13 protein-coding genes and 1 rRNA gene are annotated in these 14,455 nt (G+C 46.8%); 6 read left to right on the top strand and 8 right to left on the bottom strand.

Annotated elements, in window-relative coordinates; translation table 11 throughout:
- Positions 1 to 34: 34 nt before the first annotated feature.
- Entirely contained in the window at positions 35 to 424 is a 390-nt protein-coding gene (locus B0680_RS01255) for a hypothetical protein (protein WP_078253244.1), read from the bottom strand.
- Positions 425 to 619: 195 nt separating this feature from the next.
- Here B0680_RS01255 and amaB point away from each other — a divergent pair, with 195 nt between their 5' ends.
- The 3 genes from amaB to B0680_RS01240 all read left to right on the top strand — a co-directional run bounded on the left by amaB (position 620) and on the right by B0680_RS01240 (position 4,253).
- Positions 620 to 2,137: an L-piperidine-6-carboxylate dehydrogenase gene (amaB, locus tag B0680_RS01250; protein WP_078253243.1), complete on the top strand. Its 1,518-nt coding sequence runs from the start codon at positions 620 to 622 to the stop codon at positions 2,135 to 2,137.
- 165 nt (positions 2,138 to 2,302) lie between these two features.
- On the top strand, positions 2,303 to 3,694 hold the full coding sequence (locus B0680_RS01245) for an FAD-binding oxidoreductase (RefSeq protein WP_078253242.1): 1,392 nt from the start codon (positions 2,303 to 2,305) through the stop codon (positions 3,692 to 3,694).
- A gap of 64 nt (positions 3,695 to 3,758) precedes the next feature.
- The gene (locus B0680_RS01240) at positions 3,759 to 4,253 is read left to right on the top strand and encodes a redoxin family protein (protein ID WP_078253241.1); all 495 of its coding nucleotides are present in this window, start codon (positions 3,759 to 3,761) and stop codon (positions 4,251 to 4,253) included.
- A 127-nt stretch (positions 4,254 to 4,380) separates the two neighbouring features.
- On the opposite strand, the gene B0680_RS01235 is transcribed toward B0680_RS01240, so the two are convergent.
- Together B0680_RS01235 and B0680_RS01230 are read right to left on the bottom strand one after the other, a co-directional pair.
- Positions 4,381 to 7,005 (bottom strand): bifunctional aconitate hydratase 2/2-methylisocitrate dehydratase, encoded by a 2,625-nt coding sequence (locus tag B0680_RS01235; RefSeq protein ID WP_078253240.1) that lies wholly within the window; start codon positions 7,003 to 7,005, stop codon positions 4,381 to 4,383.
- A gap of 251 nt (positions 7,006 to 7,256) precedes the next feature.
- Positions 7,257 to 7,499, bottom strand: coding sequence for a hypothetical protein (locus B0680_RS01230; protein ID WP_078253239.1), 243 nt, complete (start codon positions 7,497 to 7,499; stop codon positions 7,257 to 7,259).
- Between the two features lie 409 nt (positions 7,500 to 7,908).
- Between B0680_RS01230 and lipA the strand changes: the two genes are divergently transcribed.
- Genes lipA through dapD form a run of 3 tightly spaced genes read left to right on the top strand, consistent with a single transcriptional unit; the run spans position 7,909 to position 10,748 of the window.
- Positions 7,909 to 8,946: a lipoyl synthase gene (lipA, locus tag B0680_RS01225; RefSeq protein WP_078253238.1), complete on the top strand. Its 1,038-nt coding sequence runs from the start codon at positions 7,909 to 7,911 to the stop codon at positions 8,944 to 8,946.
- 26 nt (positions 8,947 to 8,972) lie between these two features.
- Entirely contained in the window at positions 8,973 to 9,917 is a 945-nt protein-coding gene (locus B0680_RS01220; RefSeq protein WP_078253237.1) for an alpha/beta fold hydrolase, read from the top strand.
- A gap of 9 nt (positions 9,918 to 9,926) precedes the next feature.
- Complete coding sequence (gene dapD / locus B0680_RS01215) at positions 9,927 to 10,748, top strand: 2,3,4,5-tetrahydropyridine-2,6-dicarboxylate N-succinyltransferase (protein WP_078253236.1); 822 nt, start codon at positions 9,927 to 9,929, stop codon at positions 10,746 to 10,748.
- Positions 10,749 to 10,801: 53 nt separating this feature from the next.
- Here dapD and B0680_RS01210 read toward each other — a convergent pair whose 3' ends face one another.
- The 5 genes from B0680_RS01210 to rrf form a co-directional block, all read right to left on the bottom strand.
- Positions 10,802 to 11,575 carry a tRNA threonylcarbamoyladenosine dehydratase gene (locus tag B0680_RS01210; RefSeq protein ID WP_078253235.1) on the bottom strand — a complete coding sequence of 258 codons (774 nt, stop codon included), beginning with the start codon at positions 11,573 to 11,575 and terminating at the stop codon, positions 10,802 to 10,804.
- On the bottom strand, positions 11,562 to 12,410 hold the full coding sequence (locus tag B0680_RS01205) for a TatD family hydrolase (protein ID WP_143821332.1): 849 nt from the start codon (positions 12,408 to 12,410) through the stop codon (positions 11,562 to 11,564). Before B0680_RS01205 ends, B0680_RS01210 begins: the two co-directional genes overlap by 14 nt.
- 121 nt (positions 12,411 to 12,531) lie before the next feature.
- Positions 12,532 to 13,608 carry a 5'-nucleotidase gene (locus B0680_RS01200; RefSeq protein ID WP_078253233.1) on the bottom strand — a complete coding sequence of 359 codons (1,077 nt, stop codon included), beginning with the start codon at positions 13,606 to 13,608 and terminating at the stop codon, positions 12,532 to 12,534.
- A gap of 11 nt (positions 13,609 to 13,619) precedes the next feature.
- Positions 13,620 to 14,153, bottom strand: coding sequence for a pilus assembly FimT family protein (locus B0680_RS01195; protein ID WP_078253232.1), 534 nt, complete (start codon positions 14,151 to 14,153; stop codon positions 13,620 to 13,622).
- A 95-nt stretch (positions 14,154 to 14,248) separates the two neighbouring features.
- A 5S ribosomal RNA gene (rrf, locus tag B0680_RS01190) occupies positions 14,249 to 14,362 on the bottom strand.
- Positions 14,363 to 14,455 lie beyond the last annotated feature (93 nt).

Raw genomic sequence — 14,455 nt, 5'->3', positions numbered from 1 at the left:
CCCAAAGCGTGGTCTTTGGGGTGTTTTGTATCGGTTAGTCTGTAGTGCCTAAAGTGCGTAAATCGGCATAGCGTTGCCATTCACAAACCACAACCTGTCCCAACTGCTCAATTTGAATACCGACATATTCATTTAAAAAGATAATTAAGTCGATATATATCGATGAATACCAATAGATAAACAAACCAATGGCGATACAGATAAACACACCGTGAACAAGTCGGTTTGTATTATTAAGAAATAATGATAAAAAATTGATTGTAAATAATACAGTAGCCAAAAGCAAAGCAGTAACCGCCGAGCCGGCATTATACACACATATACCTTCGGACAATCCCCAAGTATCATATTTATTTAGAAAAAATGATACTACAAAGCAGATGGTTATGGATATGCCAATGCTGATGGCTTTTATTGCGGTCATGGGTTGATTGCTAGTTGTTGGTAAGATTGTGTTTAACGCTTAGGCGTTGCGATTGCATTATTTTAGCACAATAAACCTTTTTTCCGCCCACCATTCCACCTAGGAATAGCACCAAGAAATTTCAGCAGTTGCACTTTTATGCAAAACACGATAAGTTATTCGTATCAAGCGAACCGTAACTTACAAGGAGTTTTTATGTCTTTAGCCAATCAAACCCAAGCCCTACTTGCCAAAATGGGCGTATCAGATGCCTATCTAAATGGTGATTACGCCGTCCACAGTCCGATTGATGGCAGTGAACTTGCCAAAGTCGCCCTACACTCCACCGATGATGCCCACACCGCTATCGCCCAGTCCAAAGCTGCCTTTATCACATGGCGAACCATACCTGCGCCCAAGCGTGGCGAGTTGGTGCGTATTTTGGGCGAAGTATTGCGCGAGCATAAGGACGATTTGGGGGCTTTGGTGTCGATTGAAGCAGGTAAAATCACCGCCGAAGGCTTGGGCGAAGTCCAAGAAATGATTGATATTTGTGATTTTGCGGTTGGTCTGTCTCGTCAGCTGTACGGCTTGACCATCGCATCAGAACGCCCAAGCCATCATATGCGTGAGACATGGCATCCGCTTGGGGTGGTGGGCGTGATTTCTGCGTTCAACTTTCCTGTGGCGGTCTGGTCGTGGAATGCTGCCCTTGCGTGGGTGTGTGGTAACTCGGTGGTCTGGAAACCGTCCGAAAAAACACCGCTGACCGCGATTGCTTGCCAAGCGTTGTTTGAAAAAGCAGCCACCAAATTCACCCAAAGCACAGGCATCACCGTGCCACAGGGCTTATCAGCACTATTACTCGGCAAGGCGGATGTCGGTAATGCCCTAGTTGAAAGCCATGATGTCGCCTTGGTCAGTGCTACAGGTAGCACACGCATGGGTCGCTTGGTTGCCCCAAAAGTTGCCGAGCGTTTTGGCAAGTGCTTACTTGAGCTTGGTGGCAATAACGCCATGATTGTCACCCCAAGTGCGGATTTGGAGCTGGCAGTGCGGGCGATTTTATTCTCGGCGGTGGGTACGGCAGGTCAGCGCTGCACCACGCTACGCCGTCTGTTTGTCCATGACAGTATCAAAGATGTCGTGCTTGAGCGTGTCAAAAAATCTTATGCCAGCGTAAGTATCGGCAATCCGATGCAGGGCAATCTCGTTGGGCCGCTCATTGACAAAGACGGCTTTGATGCCATGCAAATCGCCATCAGCCGTGCCGTTGCCGAAGGTGGCGTGCTGACAGGTGGCGAGCGAGTGCTTGCGGACACTCATCCTGATGCCTATTATGTCAAGCCTGCCATCATTGAGATGCCAAGCCAAACTGATGCGGTCAAGACCGAAACTTTTGCGCCGATTTTATATGTGATGAGCTATAGTGATTTTGACGAAGTCATTGCCCTTCAAAACGATGTACCACAAGGCTTGTCATCATGTATCTTTAGCGATAGCGTCAAAGAAGCGGAGTATTTTTTGAGTGCTAGCGGCAGTGATTGCGGTATCGCCAATGTCAATATCGGCACAAGCGGTGCTGAAATCGGCGGTGCTTTTGGTGGCGAAAAAGAAACTGGCGGTGGTCGTGAATCAGGCTCGGATGCTTGGAAAAACTATATGCGCCGCCAAACCAACACGGTGAACTATTCATCAGAACTGCCTTTGGCACAGGGCATTGTGTTTGATTGATACTCTGATAACTTTTTATCAACAAACATTCATCAGAAATGGGCATCACATCGGTGCTCATTTCTTTGATTATTTTGGGATTATTTTGGCAGGATAAGCTACCCCATTTGCCATAGATAAGGTATAATTAATAAATTTCCCAAGCCATACACCAAAGGAAGCCCCATGACCACACAAGCTTTTTTGACCGCCCTAAGTAGCGAGCTGCCATCACTTACCATCAAAACCGATGCCGACAGCACTGCCCATTGGGGTCGTGATTGGACCGTGCATTTTGCGGTGGACTGCACAGCCGTACTATTTCCAAAGACCACCGAAGAAGTCGCCACCATCGTCCGCCTAGCCAATGAGTACGGCACAGCGCTCGTACCTAGCGGTGGTCGCACAGGTCTGTCAGCAGGTGCGGTGGCTGCCTTTGGCGAAGTGGTGGTGAGCTTTGATAAGATGAACCAAATCGGCACATTTTATGAAGCTGACCGCATGGTCGAAGTCGAAGCAGGTGTCGTCACCAAAGCCCTACAAGAATTTGCCGAGTCAAAAGACCTATACTATGCCGTGGATTTTGCATCGAGTGGCTCAAGCCAAATCGGTGGCAACATCGGCACCAACGCAGGCGGTATCAAAGTCATCCGCTATGGCATGACTCGTAACCAAATCTTAGGCTTGACCGTCGTCACCGGCAAAGGTGACATCCTAGAATTGAACGGTGGTATGCTAAAAAACGCTACCGGTTATGATTTTCGCCATCTATTCATCGGCGCTGAAGGGACGCTTGGCTTTGTGACCAAAGCACTGATTAAGCTTGAAAAACAGCCGGTCAATCTAACCGCAATGGTGCTTGGCGTGCCTGATTTTAATAGCGTGGTTGGCTTACTGGATAAATTTGGCAAGGCGTTAAACCTAACCGCCTTTGAATTTTTTGACCATATTGCCGTGACCAAAGTCATCGAAGCAGGTCATACCAAAGCACCGTTTGAGAGCGAAACGCCGTTTTATGTCTTGCTTGAATTTGAAGCACTCAATGATGAAGTGCTTGAGCTTGCGATGAGCGTCTTTGAAACTTGTGCTGAAGAAGGTTTGATTGTCGATGGCGTGATGAGCCAAAGCGTCGGTCAGCTACACGAGCTATGGAAACTGCGTGAGTCTATCTCGGAGACCATCTCGGTATTCACCCCGTACAAGAATGATGTATCGGTGCTGATTAGCCACTTGGGTGATTTTATCAGCGATATCGAGACGATTGTCAAGGACAACTACCCTGACTTTGAAATCTGCTGGTTCGGTCATATCGGCGATGGCAACTTGCACCTAAATATCTTAAAGCCTGCCAATCTGACCAAAGATGAGTTCTTTGAAAAATGCCAAACCGTGAACCAATATGTCTTTGATACGGTCAAAAAATACAAAGGCTCAATCTCAGCGGAGCACGGCGTCGGCATGACCAAAAAACCATATCTCACCTATACCCGTACGCCCGCCGAGATTGATTATATGAAAGCGGTCAAAGCCATCTTTGACCCGAACAACATCATCAATCCGGGCAAGATTTTTGATTAATCTTGTATATCCCCAAAAGCTCTGCTCGTCAGGGCTTTTGTTTTATTGAGCCAGCAGATTTATCATGAAATGGATTAAAACCTTAGTCAGCTATGCGCTTATCTTTGCCATCATCTATACAGTGGTGAATTATTGGCGTGCGCCAGTATCAGCACCCCTATCATCCCAAGTCAGCACGCTTGAGACATCCACGACACTTGGCATCTCGCCTGCCGTGCTACAACAAAGTCATCAGACGCCTGTGCTTGTCTATTTTTGGGCGACATGGTGCGGTGTGTGCAGTATCACCAGTGGCAATATCCAAGCCATCAGCCAAACCTACCCCGTGCAGACCATCGCCATCCAATCAGGTACGGCCGATGAAGTGCATCAGTTTATGAAAAATCACGGCTATGATTTTGCAGTGGTGCATGACATGGATGGGCGGATTTTTGATGCTTGGCAAGGACAAGTGGCGCCATCATTTGTCATCATCAAAGATGGGCAAGTCGTTCAGCGATTTACCGGCATCGCACCCCTATGGTCGCTACACGCTCGGCTATGGTGGGCGACGATTTAGCCGAAACTTATCGTCATCACACCAACCAATTCTCACCACAATCCCCATTCGCCTTATCGAGCTCTTATCAAAGCCAAAAAAAACACCGCCATCATAGTGATAGCGGTGTTTTTACCAATATGGTCGATTAGCTTAGCTGAGCAACATTGATTTTGTCTGCTTTGCCAGTGTAATCTGCCATTTGGTCGAAGTTTAGGTAGTTATAAACTTCTGCTTGCATATTGTCAAGCTTACCTGCGTACTGTTGATATTCTTCAACAGTTGGTAGCTTGCCAAGTACCGCAGCCACAGATGCCAATTCAGCTGATGCTAGATAGACATTTGCGCCTTGACCTAGACGGTTCGGGAAGTTACGAGTAGAAGTCGAAACAGCCGTTGAGTTTGGTGCGATACGCGCTTGGTTACCCATACATAGTGAGCAGCCCGGCATTTCGGTACGAGCACCTGCTTGCGCATAGGTGTTGTAGTAACCTTCATCCATCAATTGACGCTCATCCATCTTGGTTGGTGGCGCAATCCACATACGAGTAGATAGACTACCTGCAGGGACTTCTGATAGTAGCTTACCTGCAGCACGGAAGTGACCGATGTTGGTCATGCACGAGCCGATGAATACTTCATCGATCTTGTCGCCAGCGACTTCTGATAGTAGCTTAGCATCATCTGGATCGTTCGGGCAGCATAGGATTGGCTCTTTGATTTCAGACAGATCGATTTCATACACTTTGGCGTATTCTGCATCTGGGTCTGCTTTCATTAGGCTTGGGTTATCCAGCCATTTTTGCATATTTTCTGCACGACGAGACAGTGTACGAGCGTCACCATAGCCTTCTGCGATCATCCATTTTAGCATGACGATGTTCGAGCGTAGGTACTCTGCCACTTTCTCTTCAGAGACAGTGATCGCACAGCCTGCTGCTGAACGCTCTGCCGATGCGTCTGATAGCTCAAATGCTTGCTCAACGGTCAAGTCATTTTCCATCTCGGTCAAGTCAATCTCTAGGATACGACCTGAGAAGATGTTTTTCTTACCTTTTTTCTCAACAGTCAAATCGCCTTCTTTGATTGCATAGTAAGGGATAGCATGGACTAGGTCACGCAGGGTGATACCAGGTTGCATTTTGCCCTTGAACTTCACAAGTACAGACTCAGGCATATCCAGTGGCATCACACCAGTCGCTGCAGCGAACGCCACAAGACCAGAACCCGCTGGGAATGAGATACCGATTGGGAAGCGAGTGTGTGAGTCGCCACCAGTACCCACGGTATCAGGTAGTAGCATACGGTTCAGCCATGAGTGGATCACACCGTCACCTGGGCGTAGTGATACACCGCCACGGTTCATGATGAAATCAGGTAGTGTGTGATGCGTGATGACATCAATAGGCTTAGGATAAGCGGCAGTATGACAGAATGACTGCATCACCAGGTCTGATGAGAAGCCTAGGCAAGCCAAATCTTTTAGCTCGTCACGAGTCATTGGACCTGTGGTATCTTGAGAACCAACGGTAGTCATCTTAGGCTCGCAGTAAGTGCCTGGGCGTACGCCTTGACCTTCTGGCAGACCACAAGCACGACCAACCATCTTCTGAGCTAGGGTAAAGCCCTTGCCAGTGTCAGCAGGCTGTTCTGGTGCACGGAATAGCGTTGATGGTGCTAGACCTAGTGCTTCACGAGCTTTGGCAGTCAGGCCACGACCGATGATTAGGTTGATACGGCCGCCTGCACGCACTTCATCTAGCAGTACTGGGGTTTTTAGCTTAGTTTCAGCGATTTGTGCGCCATCTTTGACTGCGGTCACAGTTGCTGTTGCATGGTCAATTTTTAGGGTAACAGTATCACCCATGTTCATATCAGACACATCGATTTCGATTGGCAATGCGCCCGCATCTTCCATCGTGTTGAAGAAAATTGGTGCAATTTTGCCACCCAGACACACACCGCCATCACGCTTGTTTGGAATGTGTGGAATGTCATCACCAAAGAACCATAGCACTGAGTTGGTCGCTGATTTACGGCTTGAACCTGTACCCACGACATCACCCACATAAGCAACAGGATTGCCTTTGGCAACCAATTCTTTGATTTGGCTTAGTGGGCCAACCACGCCTGGCTGCTCAGGCTTGATGCCGTCACGCTCATTTTTTAGCATGGCGTTGGCGTGTAGTGGGATGTCAGGACGGCTCCAAGCATCTTGTGCTGGTGATAGATCGTCCGTGTTGGTTTCGCCAGTGACTTTAAATACAGTGATGGTGATTTCTTCTGGTACATCAGCACGGCTAGTGAACCACTCAGCTTCCGCCCATGATTCTAGCACTGCTTTAGCATTGGCATTGCCTGCTTTGGCTTTTTCTTCAACATCATGGAATGCATCAAATACAAGCAAAGTTTTCTTCAAAGCTTCTGCAGCCAAACCGCCAAGCTCAGCATTGTCTAGTAGCTCAATCAGTGGTGCGACATTATAGCCACCTAGCATCGTGCCTAGTAGATATACAGCGCGCTCTTTTGAGACTAGCGGTGATGCTGCCTCACCTTTGGCAACAGCTGACAAGAATGCCGCTTTGACATACGCAGCTTGGTCAACGCCTGCAGGTACACGGTTTTCTAGCAAGTCCACCAAAAATGCTTCTTCGCCCGCTGGTGGATTTTTTAGTAGTGCCACCAAATCTGCTGTCTGTGCATCGGTCAATGGTTGTGGTGGTACGCCCAATGCGGCACGCTCTTGGACATGTGCTCTGTATTGTTCTAACATAATCGCTTCCTCATTTAAAAACCGTCCCCATCGGTGCTTGAGTGGCACGCCTTGTGTCAACCCCAAGTGCCTAGAGACGCTGTATGGCACAACAATTTTTTCCTGTTGCGTTTCCACTTCTAATAATAACGGAAAATTAACATAAATTCAAAAAATCTGATGCCATAATCAACATTTATTTTGTAAATGATGATAAAAGTTATCAAAATATGTTGAATGAATGTAAATATTTATACATTTTCTGCATACTATCACGCCCAAAATGGCATTGATAGCATCAACACACATAGCACCACATTAATGCCAACACCCAGCCATTTTGGAGTTGTTTGAGAAGTTTTAGAAGTATTTTGACTCAACATCACAGCCACCACCACAAGTAGTGTATAGACGGCATATGCTGCCCCAAAGCTCACGCCTTGTGTTATCAGCCAAGCCGTGATTGGCTGACCAAACGCCTTTGTGATGATATTTTGGATAATAATCAATGACATAATTATCGGCATAAATCGCCAAGTGCGCCATTTGCCGTTTTTTATCCAAATCTTTTGTATTCATGGCATCCATCGGACAGACAACATAAATACCGTGGGTACTGCCACAAAGATCAACGCATCCACCAATGCTTGCATAACATCGCCACCTTGATTGATTTTTATACAACTTAGTATATTATAAATATAAATGATTATCAATCCTATGAATCCACTCAAATCAGCCAGACATTTTATTTCACACTGATTGTATTTTTGACATTCGCCCCGAGATACAGACAATGCCAATTTGTGCGTGTTATTTTTGGCATTTTGGCGTATAATAAGGCGATTTTTACACGATAATTTTTATAAACTATTTATCGCAACACCCTCTATCAAATTAGCTATCATACCATTAGGATAAGCCATGACTGTCCAAACCTTTACCCCAGAAGCCAAGCCCGCCCCAAAAAAAGCCGTCCAAGGCGAAAAATTGCGTGGCTATGATAAAGTTGCTCGCATTCCCATCAAAGTCATTCCAACGGTCGAAACACCAAAAAAACCTGACTGGATTCGTGTCAAGCTCTCAAGCCCTGCCGAAGTTGATCGCATCAAAGCCACGCTTCGCAAACAAAAGCTCTACACCGTCTGCGAAGAAGCCGCCTGCCCGAACCTACCGCAGTGCTTTGGTGATGGTACAGCGACCTTTATGATCATGGGGGATATCTGCACACGCCGTTGTCCGTTTTGTGAAGTGGCACACGGCAGACCAAATCCACTGGATAAAGATGAGCCACGCCATACTGCCGAGACCATCTTGGGTCTTGGGCTAAAATACGCCGTCATCACTTCAGTCGATCGTGATGACCTAAAAGATGGCGGTGCTGGTCATTTTGTTGAAGTCATCACCGAATCCAAGAAACTTAGTCCAAATTGCTTGATTGAGATTCTTGTGCCTGATTTTCGTGGTCGTGAAGCCATCGCACTGGACCTATTGACCGAGACAGCGCCCGATGTCTTCAACCACAACATCGAAACTGTGCCACGCCTATATAAGGCATTTCGTCCAGGTTCAGACTATCAGCACTCATTGAATTTACTAAAAGACTATAAAGCACGCCGTCCTGATGTGGCAACCAAGTGCGGCTTTATGGTGGGACTTGGCGAGACCGAAGAAGAAGTCTATGCACTGCTGGACGACCTAAAAGCCCATGATGTCGATATCGTCACCATCGGTCAGTACCTGGCACCAAGCAAAAACCATGCGCCAGTCGATCGCTATGTACACCCTGATGAGTTCGCACGCTATACCGAATACGGCAAAAAATTAGGCTTTTTTAACATTTGGGCAAACCCAATGGTACGCTCAAGCTACTTTGCCGATCGCCAATACTATGGCGAAGACTGCCCACCGCCTGTGCGTAGTGCCAAGGCATTGGCAGCCGAAGGCAAAACAGGCTGTTAATTCACAAATAGCATCGCAGGTGACTCATGCAAAGTGTGATTTTATCATCCAACCAAGTCCATCGCCTACACCATCGGTTCTATGAGCCGACAGGCGATGTACAAGCAACCCTACTCATCGTGCATGGCATGAGTGAGCATAGCGGTCGCTACGATGCCTTTGCCAAATTCCTTGCCGAGCATGGCATTCTTGTTGCGACTTATGATCAACTTGGGCATGGACAGACGGTCAAGGACAAATACGAGCTTGGGTTTTTTGACGAAAAACACCCCGTGCAGACTTTGTGCAAAGATGTTATCATCATGGCAGACAAGCTAAAAGAAAAAGCACCCACCGTGCCACACTTTATCATGGGTCATTCGATGGGTTCGTTCATCGTGCGTACAGTGCTTGTGCATCATGCCACAAGCTTTGATGGCGTGATTTTGATGGGTACGGGCAATCGCTTTGGACTGATCAATCAGCTTAGCCTAGGTGCATTAAGCCTAATGAATCGCCTTGCCCCCAAGCAAATTAACGAACGCATGGGCTATCTACTCAATCAATACCTGCTTAATCAGCTGCGATCACCAATCAGCGCATCACCATTTGCATGGCTTAGCGAGAATATCGATGCCGTTAAGACCTTTGAAGCCGACCCTTTATGCGGATTTTGTTTTACCAATAATGGCTTTGTCACCTTGCAAGCACTCATCGCCCGTGCCTGCCAAAGCGACTGGTATCAGATGATGGATGCCCATTATCCCATACTCCTAGTCAGCGGCAAAGACGATCCCGTCGGCAATCTAGGCACTGATATCAGACAGCTGCAGCAAGCGCTCATCCGTGCCAACCGACACAATGTGCGAGTGCATCTATACCCGAATATGCGTCATGAGCCACTGCATGAGCGTGATTATCAGCGGGTACACCAAGATATTTTGTGCTGGCTCAAAGACCAGCTTAACACCCATTCACTTCACCAACCTTAAGGAAATTTTATGTCAAATCTAGCCGCCATCATCGAACAAGCGTTCGAAGACCGTGCCAATTTCACCGCCGAAACCGTATCAGCCGAGATTCGTGATGCTGTTGAACAAGCCATCGAAGGTCTTGATAATGGCTCATACCGCGTCGCCGAAAAAATCGACGGTGAATGGGTCGTACATCAATGGCTAAAAAAAGCTGTACTACTATCGTTCAAACTCAATGACAACGCCCCAATGCAATCAGGCGATTTGCAATTTTTTGATAAAGTTGCTACCAAACACGCCAACTGGAGCGAAGAAGATTTTAAAGCAGCTGGCGTGCGTGTCGTCCCACCTGCGGTCGCTCGTCGCGGCAGCTATCAAGCCAAAAATGTCGTACTAATGCCATCCTATGTCAATATCGGCGCATATGTCGATGAAGGTACGATGGTTGATACTTGGGCGACTGTCGGCTCATGCGCTCAAATCGGTAAAAATGTCCACCTATCAGGCGGTGTCGGCATCGGTGGCGTACTTGAGCCGCTACAAGCCAACCCAACCATCATCGAAGACAACTGCTTTATCGGTGCTCGCTCTGAAATCGTCGAAGGCGTCATCGTCGAAGAAGGCTCAGTCATCTCAATGGGCGTATATATCGGTCAATCAACTCGTATCTACGATCGTGAAACTGGCGAAATCCACTATGGTCGTGTACCAGCAGGCTCTGTCGTCGTACCAGGCAGCCTACCATCAGCAGATGGTAAATACAGCCTATACGCTGCCATCATCGTCAAAAAAGTCGATGCACAAACTCGTGCCAAAACAAGTCTAAACGACCTATTGCGTGCTGAATAATCATTCATCTGCATAAAAAAAATTGGGTGTATCCGATGATACGCCCAATTTTTTTATTTCTTAGCAATCATCTGTAGTGCCGTACTTGCCATCACCATTCCTGCCGTCGCTGTCATCACCACCGCCGAGCCATAGCCACCGCAGTTAAGTCCTGCTTGGCAAGACTTATTCACCGTCGGCTGCTCATCCGAATAGACGCATTTTAGCCCAAATTTGGTCTTACCCCCTTTGGCGATGCCTTTTTCACGCAGTTTGGCACGCAGTCTGGCAAGTAGTGGATCTTGGGTAACATCACGCAAATCAGCGACTTTCAGCCGTGTTGGGTCAAATTTCGCCCCTGCACCACCTGAGACGATACATGGGATTTTGTGGTATCGGCAATGCATGGCGATGGCAAATTTCGCTGCCATATCGTCAACACAATCAAGCACAACCACCTGCCTACCATCAGCTACCAAAGCTTGTGCTTGTGTCTTGTTTGGCAAAATCGATGCCACATTTTCAGGTGTCAAAAAGTCATCAATCAGCTCAAGCTCAATCTTTGGATTAATCCCACGGATGCGATCTGCCATCACATCAATCTTACTCTCACCAATGGTGTCAGTCAGTGCAGGCAGCTGGCGATTGATATTACTGGCCACCAGCACATCCATATCCACAAGCACGATTTTGCCAATCGCTGTGCGTGCAAGACTCTCAGCCGCCCACGAACCGACACCACCGACGCCGATGACATAGACAATGGCATTGGTAAATTTGTCAAACGCATCGCCATACAGCGTCCGTACACCGGTAAATCGGCGTTCATAATCATCAATTTGGGTCATGATATTTCCAATCAACTTGTAAAGCTTGGCAACTATTATCCCACAAAGTGCGTGCCAATTCATCTTTAGCAATATTAAATAGACTTGATAACTCATCAAGCACATAGGGCAAATTGGCAGGCTCATTGAACTGCCCCAAGTGCTGACACGGCAGCGGCATCATATCAGGACAATCAGTTTCAATCACAAAAGCATCCGCCCCATATTTGGCAAACACCGCCATCACCGCACGACGCAGTTTTTTGGCATTAGGGTTGGTAATTTGTCCCGTGATACCAAGCTTAAAGCCCCGTTTGACAAAGGCTAAGGCTTCTTGTTCGCCACCGCTAAAGCTGTGTGCAATACCGCCACGCTCATGTGCATCATAGCGATACCGCTCAAGCAGGCGTAGGACATCGGCATGATTTTTGCGAATGTGCAATAAAATCGGCAGCTCATACGCCTTGGCAAGCTTTATCTGTTCAACAAAAAATAGCTCTTGTTTGGCAAAGATTTTTGGCTCTTTTAATTCACTTGGATAAGTATCCAAACCAATTTCAGCGATGGCGATGGGCTTATGATTTTTTATAAATTCTTCAAGAATCTCTAAATCTTGATGCTGTTGCTCTTGGATATATAAAGGATGCAAGCCAGATGCCAAATGCGACTTTGGCGCACCATCCAATCCATTGATTTGCTCATTGGCAGCTGCCATCTGCCCAAAATATTTGGCAAGAAATCCAATCAAAATCAAATGACGCACGCCATGCTGATGAGCACGATTTGCCATCTGGACACGAGTGTCGTCATATTCAGGCACATCAAAATGCGTGTGCGTATCAATCAACTTGGGAATCATGGTTGTGTTCAATTCGCTATTTGGCTGTCATGCCGTGTGGCTTTGGCTTGTGGTGTTTTGCTACTGCGTCTTGGCAATAACACCAAAGCCAATACAATGGCAACTTTTAATGCTGTCTTCATGATGATTTGCTCTTTTTGGCATGGCTAGACTTTGGCTCTTTGGTAGCTTTACTCTCTTTGACACGGGTCAATGTGTCATGTGTCGCACGAGTCGCTTGCCCAAAACCATTTAGCAATGATTCAGAATGATACGGCACCAATGCCGATGGCACAACCGAACGAGCTGCATTGATATGCTTAATCGAATCATCAAAGAAAATGTGCGGCGCAAAGGTCTTGAGCACGCCCGTCTTATCAAGCCCACCCAAGAAAAACGCCACATCCACCACCACGCCCCACTCACGCAAGGTCTTAATCGCACGCAAATCCGCTGGTGCATTGCGAGCGGTCACAAGCGCAATACGAATGGGATTATGCGGTGCATCGGTGCTTTGGTTGGGCAATTTGGCTTGTAGTTTTGATAGTTTTATTAAAAAATCAGCATACGGACCTTTACCAATCGGTAAATCCGCTTTGGTGCTTTCGTGATGATGAAATGCCTGCAAACCTTCTTGTTGGAACACCAGTTCACCCGCATCATCAAACAGCACCGCATCACCATCAAAGGCAATGCGCAACTGTTCGCTATCTAGCTCATGCACCTTGACAGGCGTCGTATCAAGCACCGCACAAGCACAGACACCAGCATCAACGACAGCTTGTGCATCTTCACGATTGGTTGTTAAGAATAAATCAACATTAAAATCTTTGATATAACTTGCTACCGAATCACCCGAGATAAATGCCGAGCGGGTGATGCCAAGCCCATAAGCACGGATGGAGTTTAGCACCTGAATACCCATATCAGGCGAAGATTTGGAAACAATCACCACTTCAACATAAGGTGATTCAACTTCATAATCTTGATTTTCTTGGAATTGATTCAGGTTTAACAAGGCTTCAATCAGCGGATAACCCGAGCCTTTTTGCAGGATTTCGTTTTCGTGTTTTTGTAAGTAATTTTGAAAATTGCGAGCGGCACTGTCTTTATCCGTTGCAATAAAATCTGCTAATTTGGCTTCATTATCCGCCAAATCAAATAGTGCCGTTGCCGAAATCGCAACAATTAGCGTTTCTGAAAAATCTACCGCCATAATCTTATCTCTTATCCACAGTCAATGCTCACCACATCACCCGATTTGGCTGTAACCACACCGTGCATATTGATGGTCGTCAGATGGCTTAGACTGTTGTTTTGTTCGGTGTTGCAGTAGCGAATATTGCCAATATGTCCACGCGGTTTGGCATTGTCGCTCATGAATTTGATATAGTGCCGCCCAAGCGATACCCGCATGGACAATAACCCGTAGCGCAAATCAAGCGGCTGTTTCATCGAAACAATGTCCGCATCATCCAAGCGGTTATTGCTATTTTTATCAACAAATACCAGCAAACCCACCTGCCCCAGTCTATCACACTGCTCATTGACACCATAAGGGCATAAAATGATGTCTTTTTGGTGTAAATTGGCTTCAATCTTAGCACGGCGAATCGCTTCGGCAATATGCCGTTTGCTACTTTGGGACTCGAATCGCTGCATCATCGCATGATAAGCAGGTATCGCCACCATCGCCATCACAGCGATAATCGCTAACACCACAAGCATCTCAATGAGCGTAAAGCCTTTTTGCACCGTCATCACACCATAACACGATTGATAAGCATTATATCAAAGTTAGCGAAAATTGCATAATAAAACCCCCACCAATCTCTTGGCGGGGGCTTCAAATAAGGTGCTGACGATGACCTACTCTCACATGGGCGAACCACACTACCATCGGCGCTAAGACGTTTCACTTCTGAGTTCGGGAAGGGATCAGGTGGTTCCATCTTGCTATTGTCGTCAGCGTAAAAGGATTAACAACGCTGTTATGAGTCTGTTATTTTATTTTAGTATCACTGTTTGCTTTTTACATTTTGTATGTTGCATTGTGATTTCAA

The sequence above is a fragment of the Moraxella pluranimalium genome (genome assembly GCF_002014825.1).
GTDB lineage: Bacteria > Pseudomonadota > Gammaproteobacteria > Pseudomonadales > Moraxellaceae > Moraxella > Moraxella pluranimalium.
Note: the sequence above shows the minus strand (reverse complement) of the source record. Positions and strands in the feature narration are given on the sequence as shown.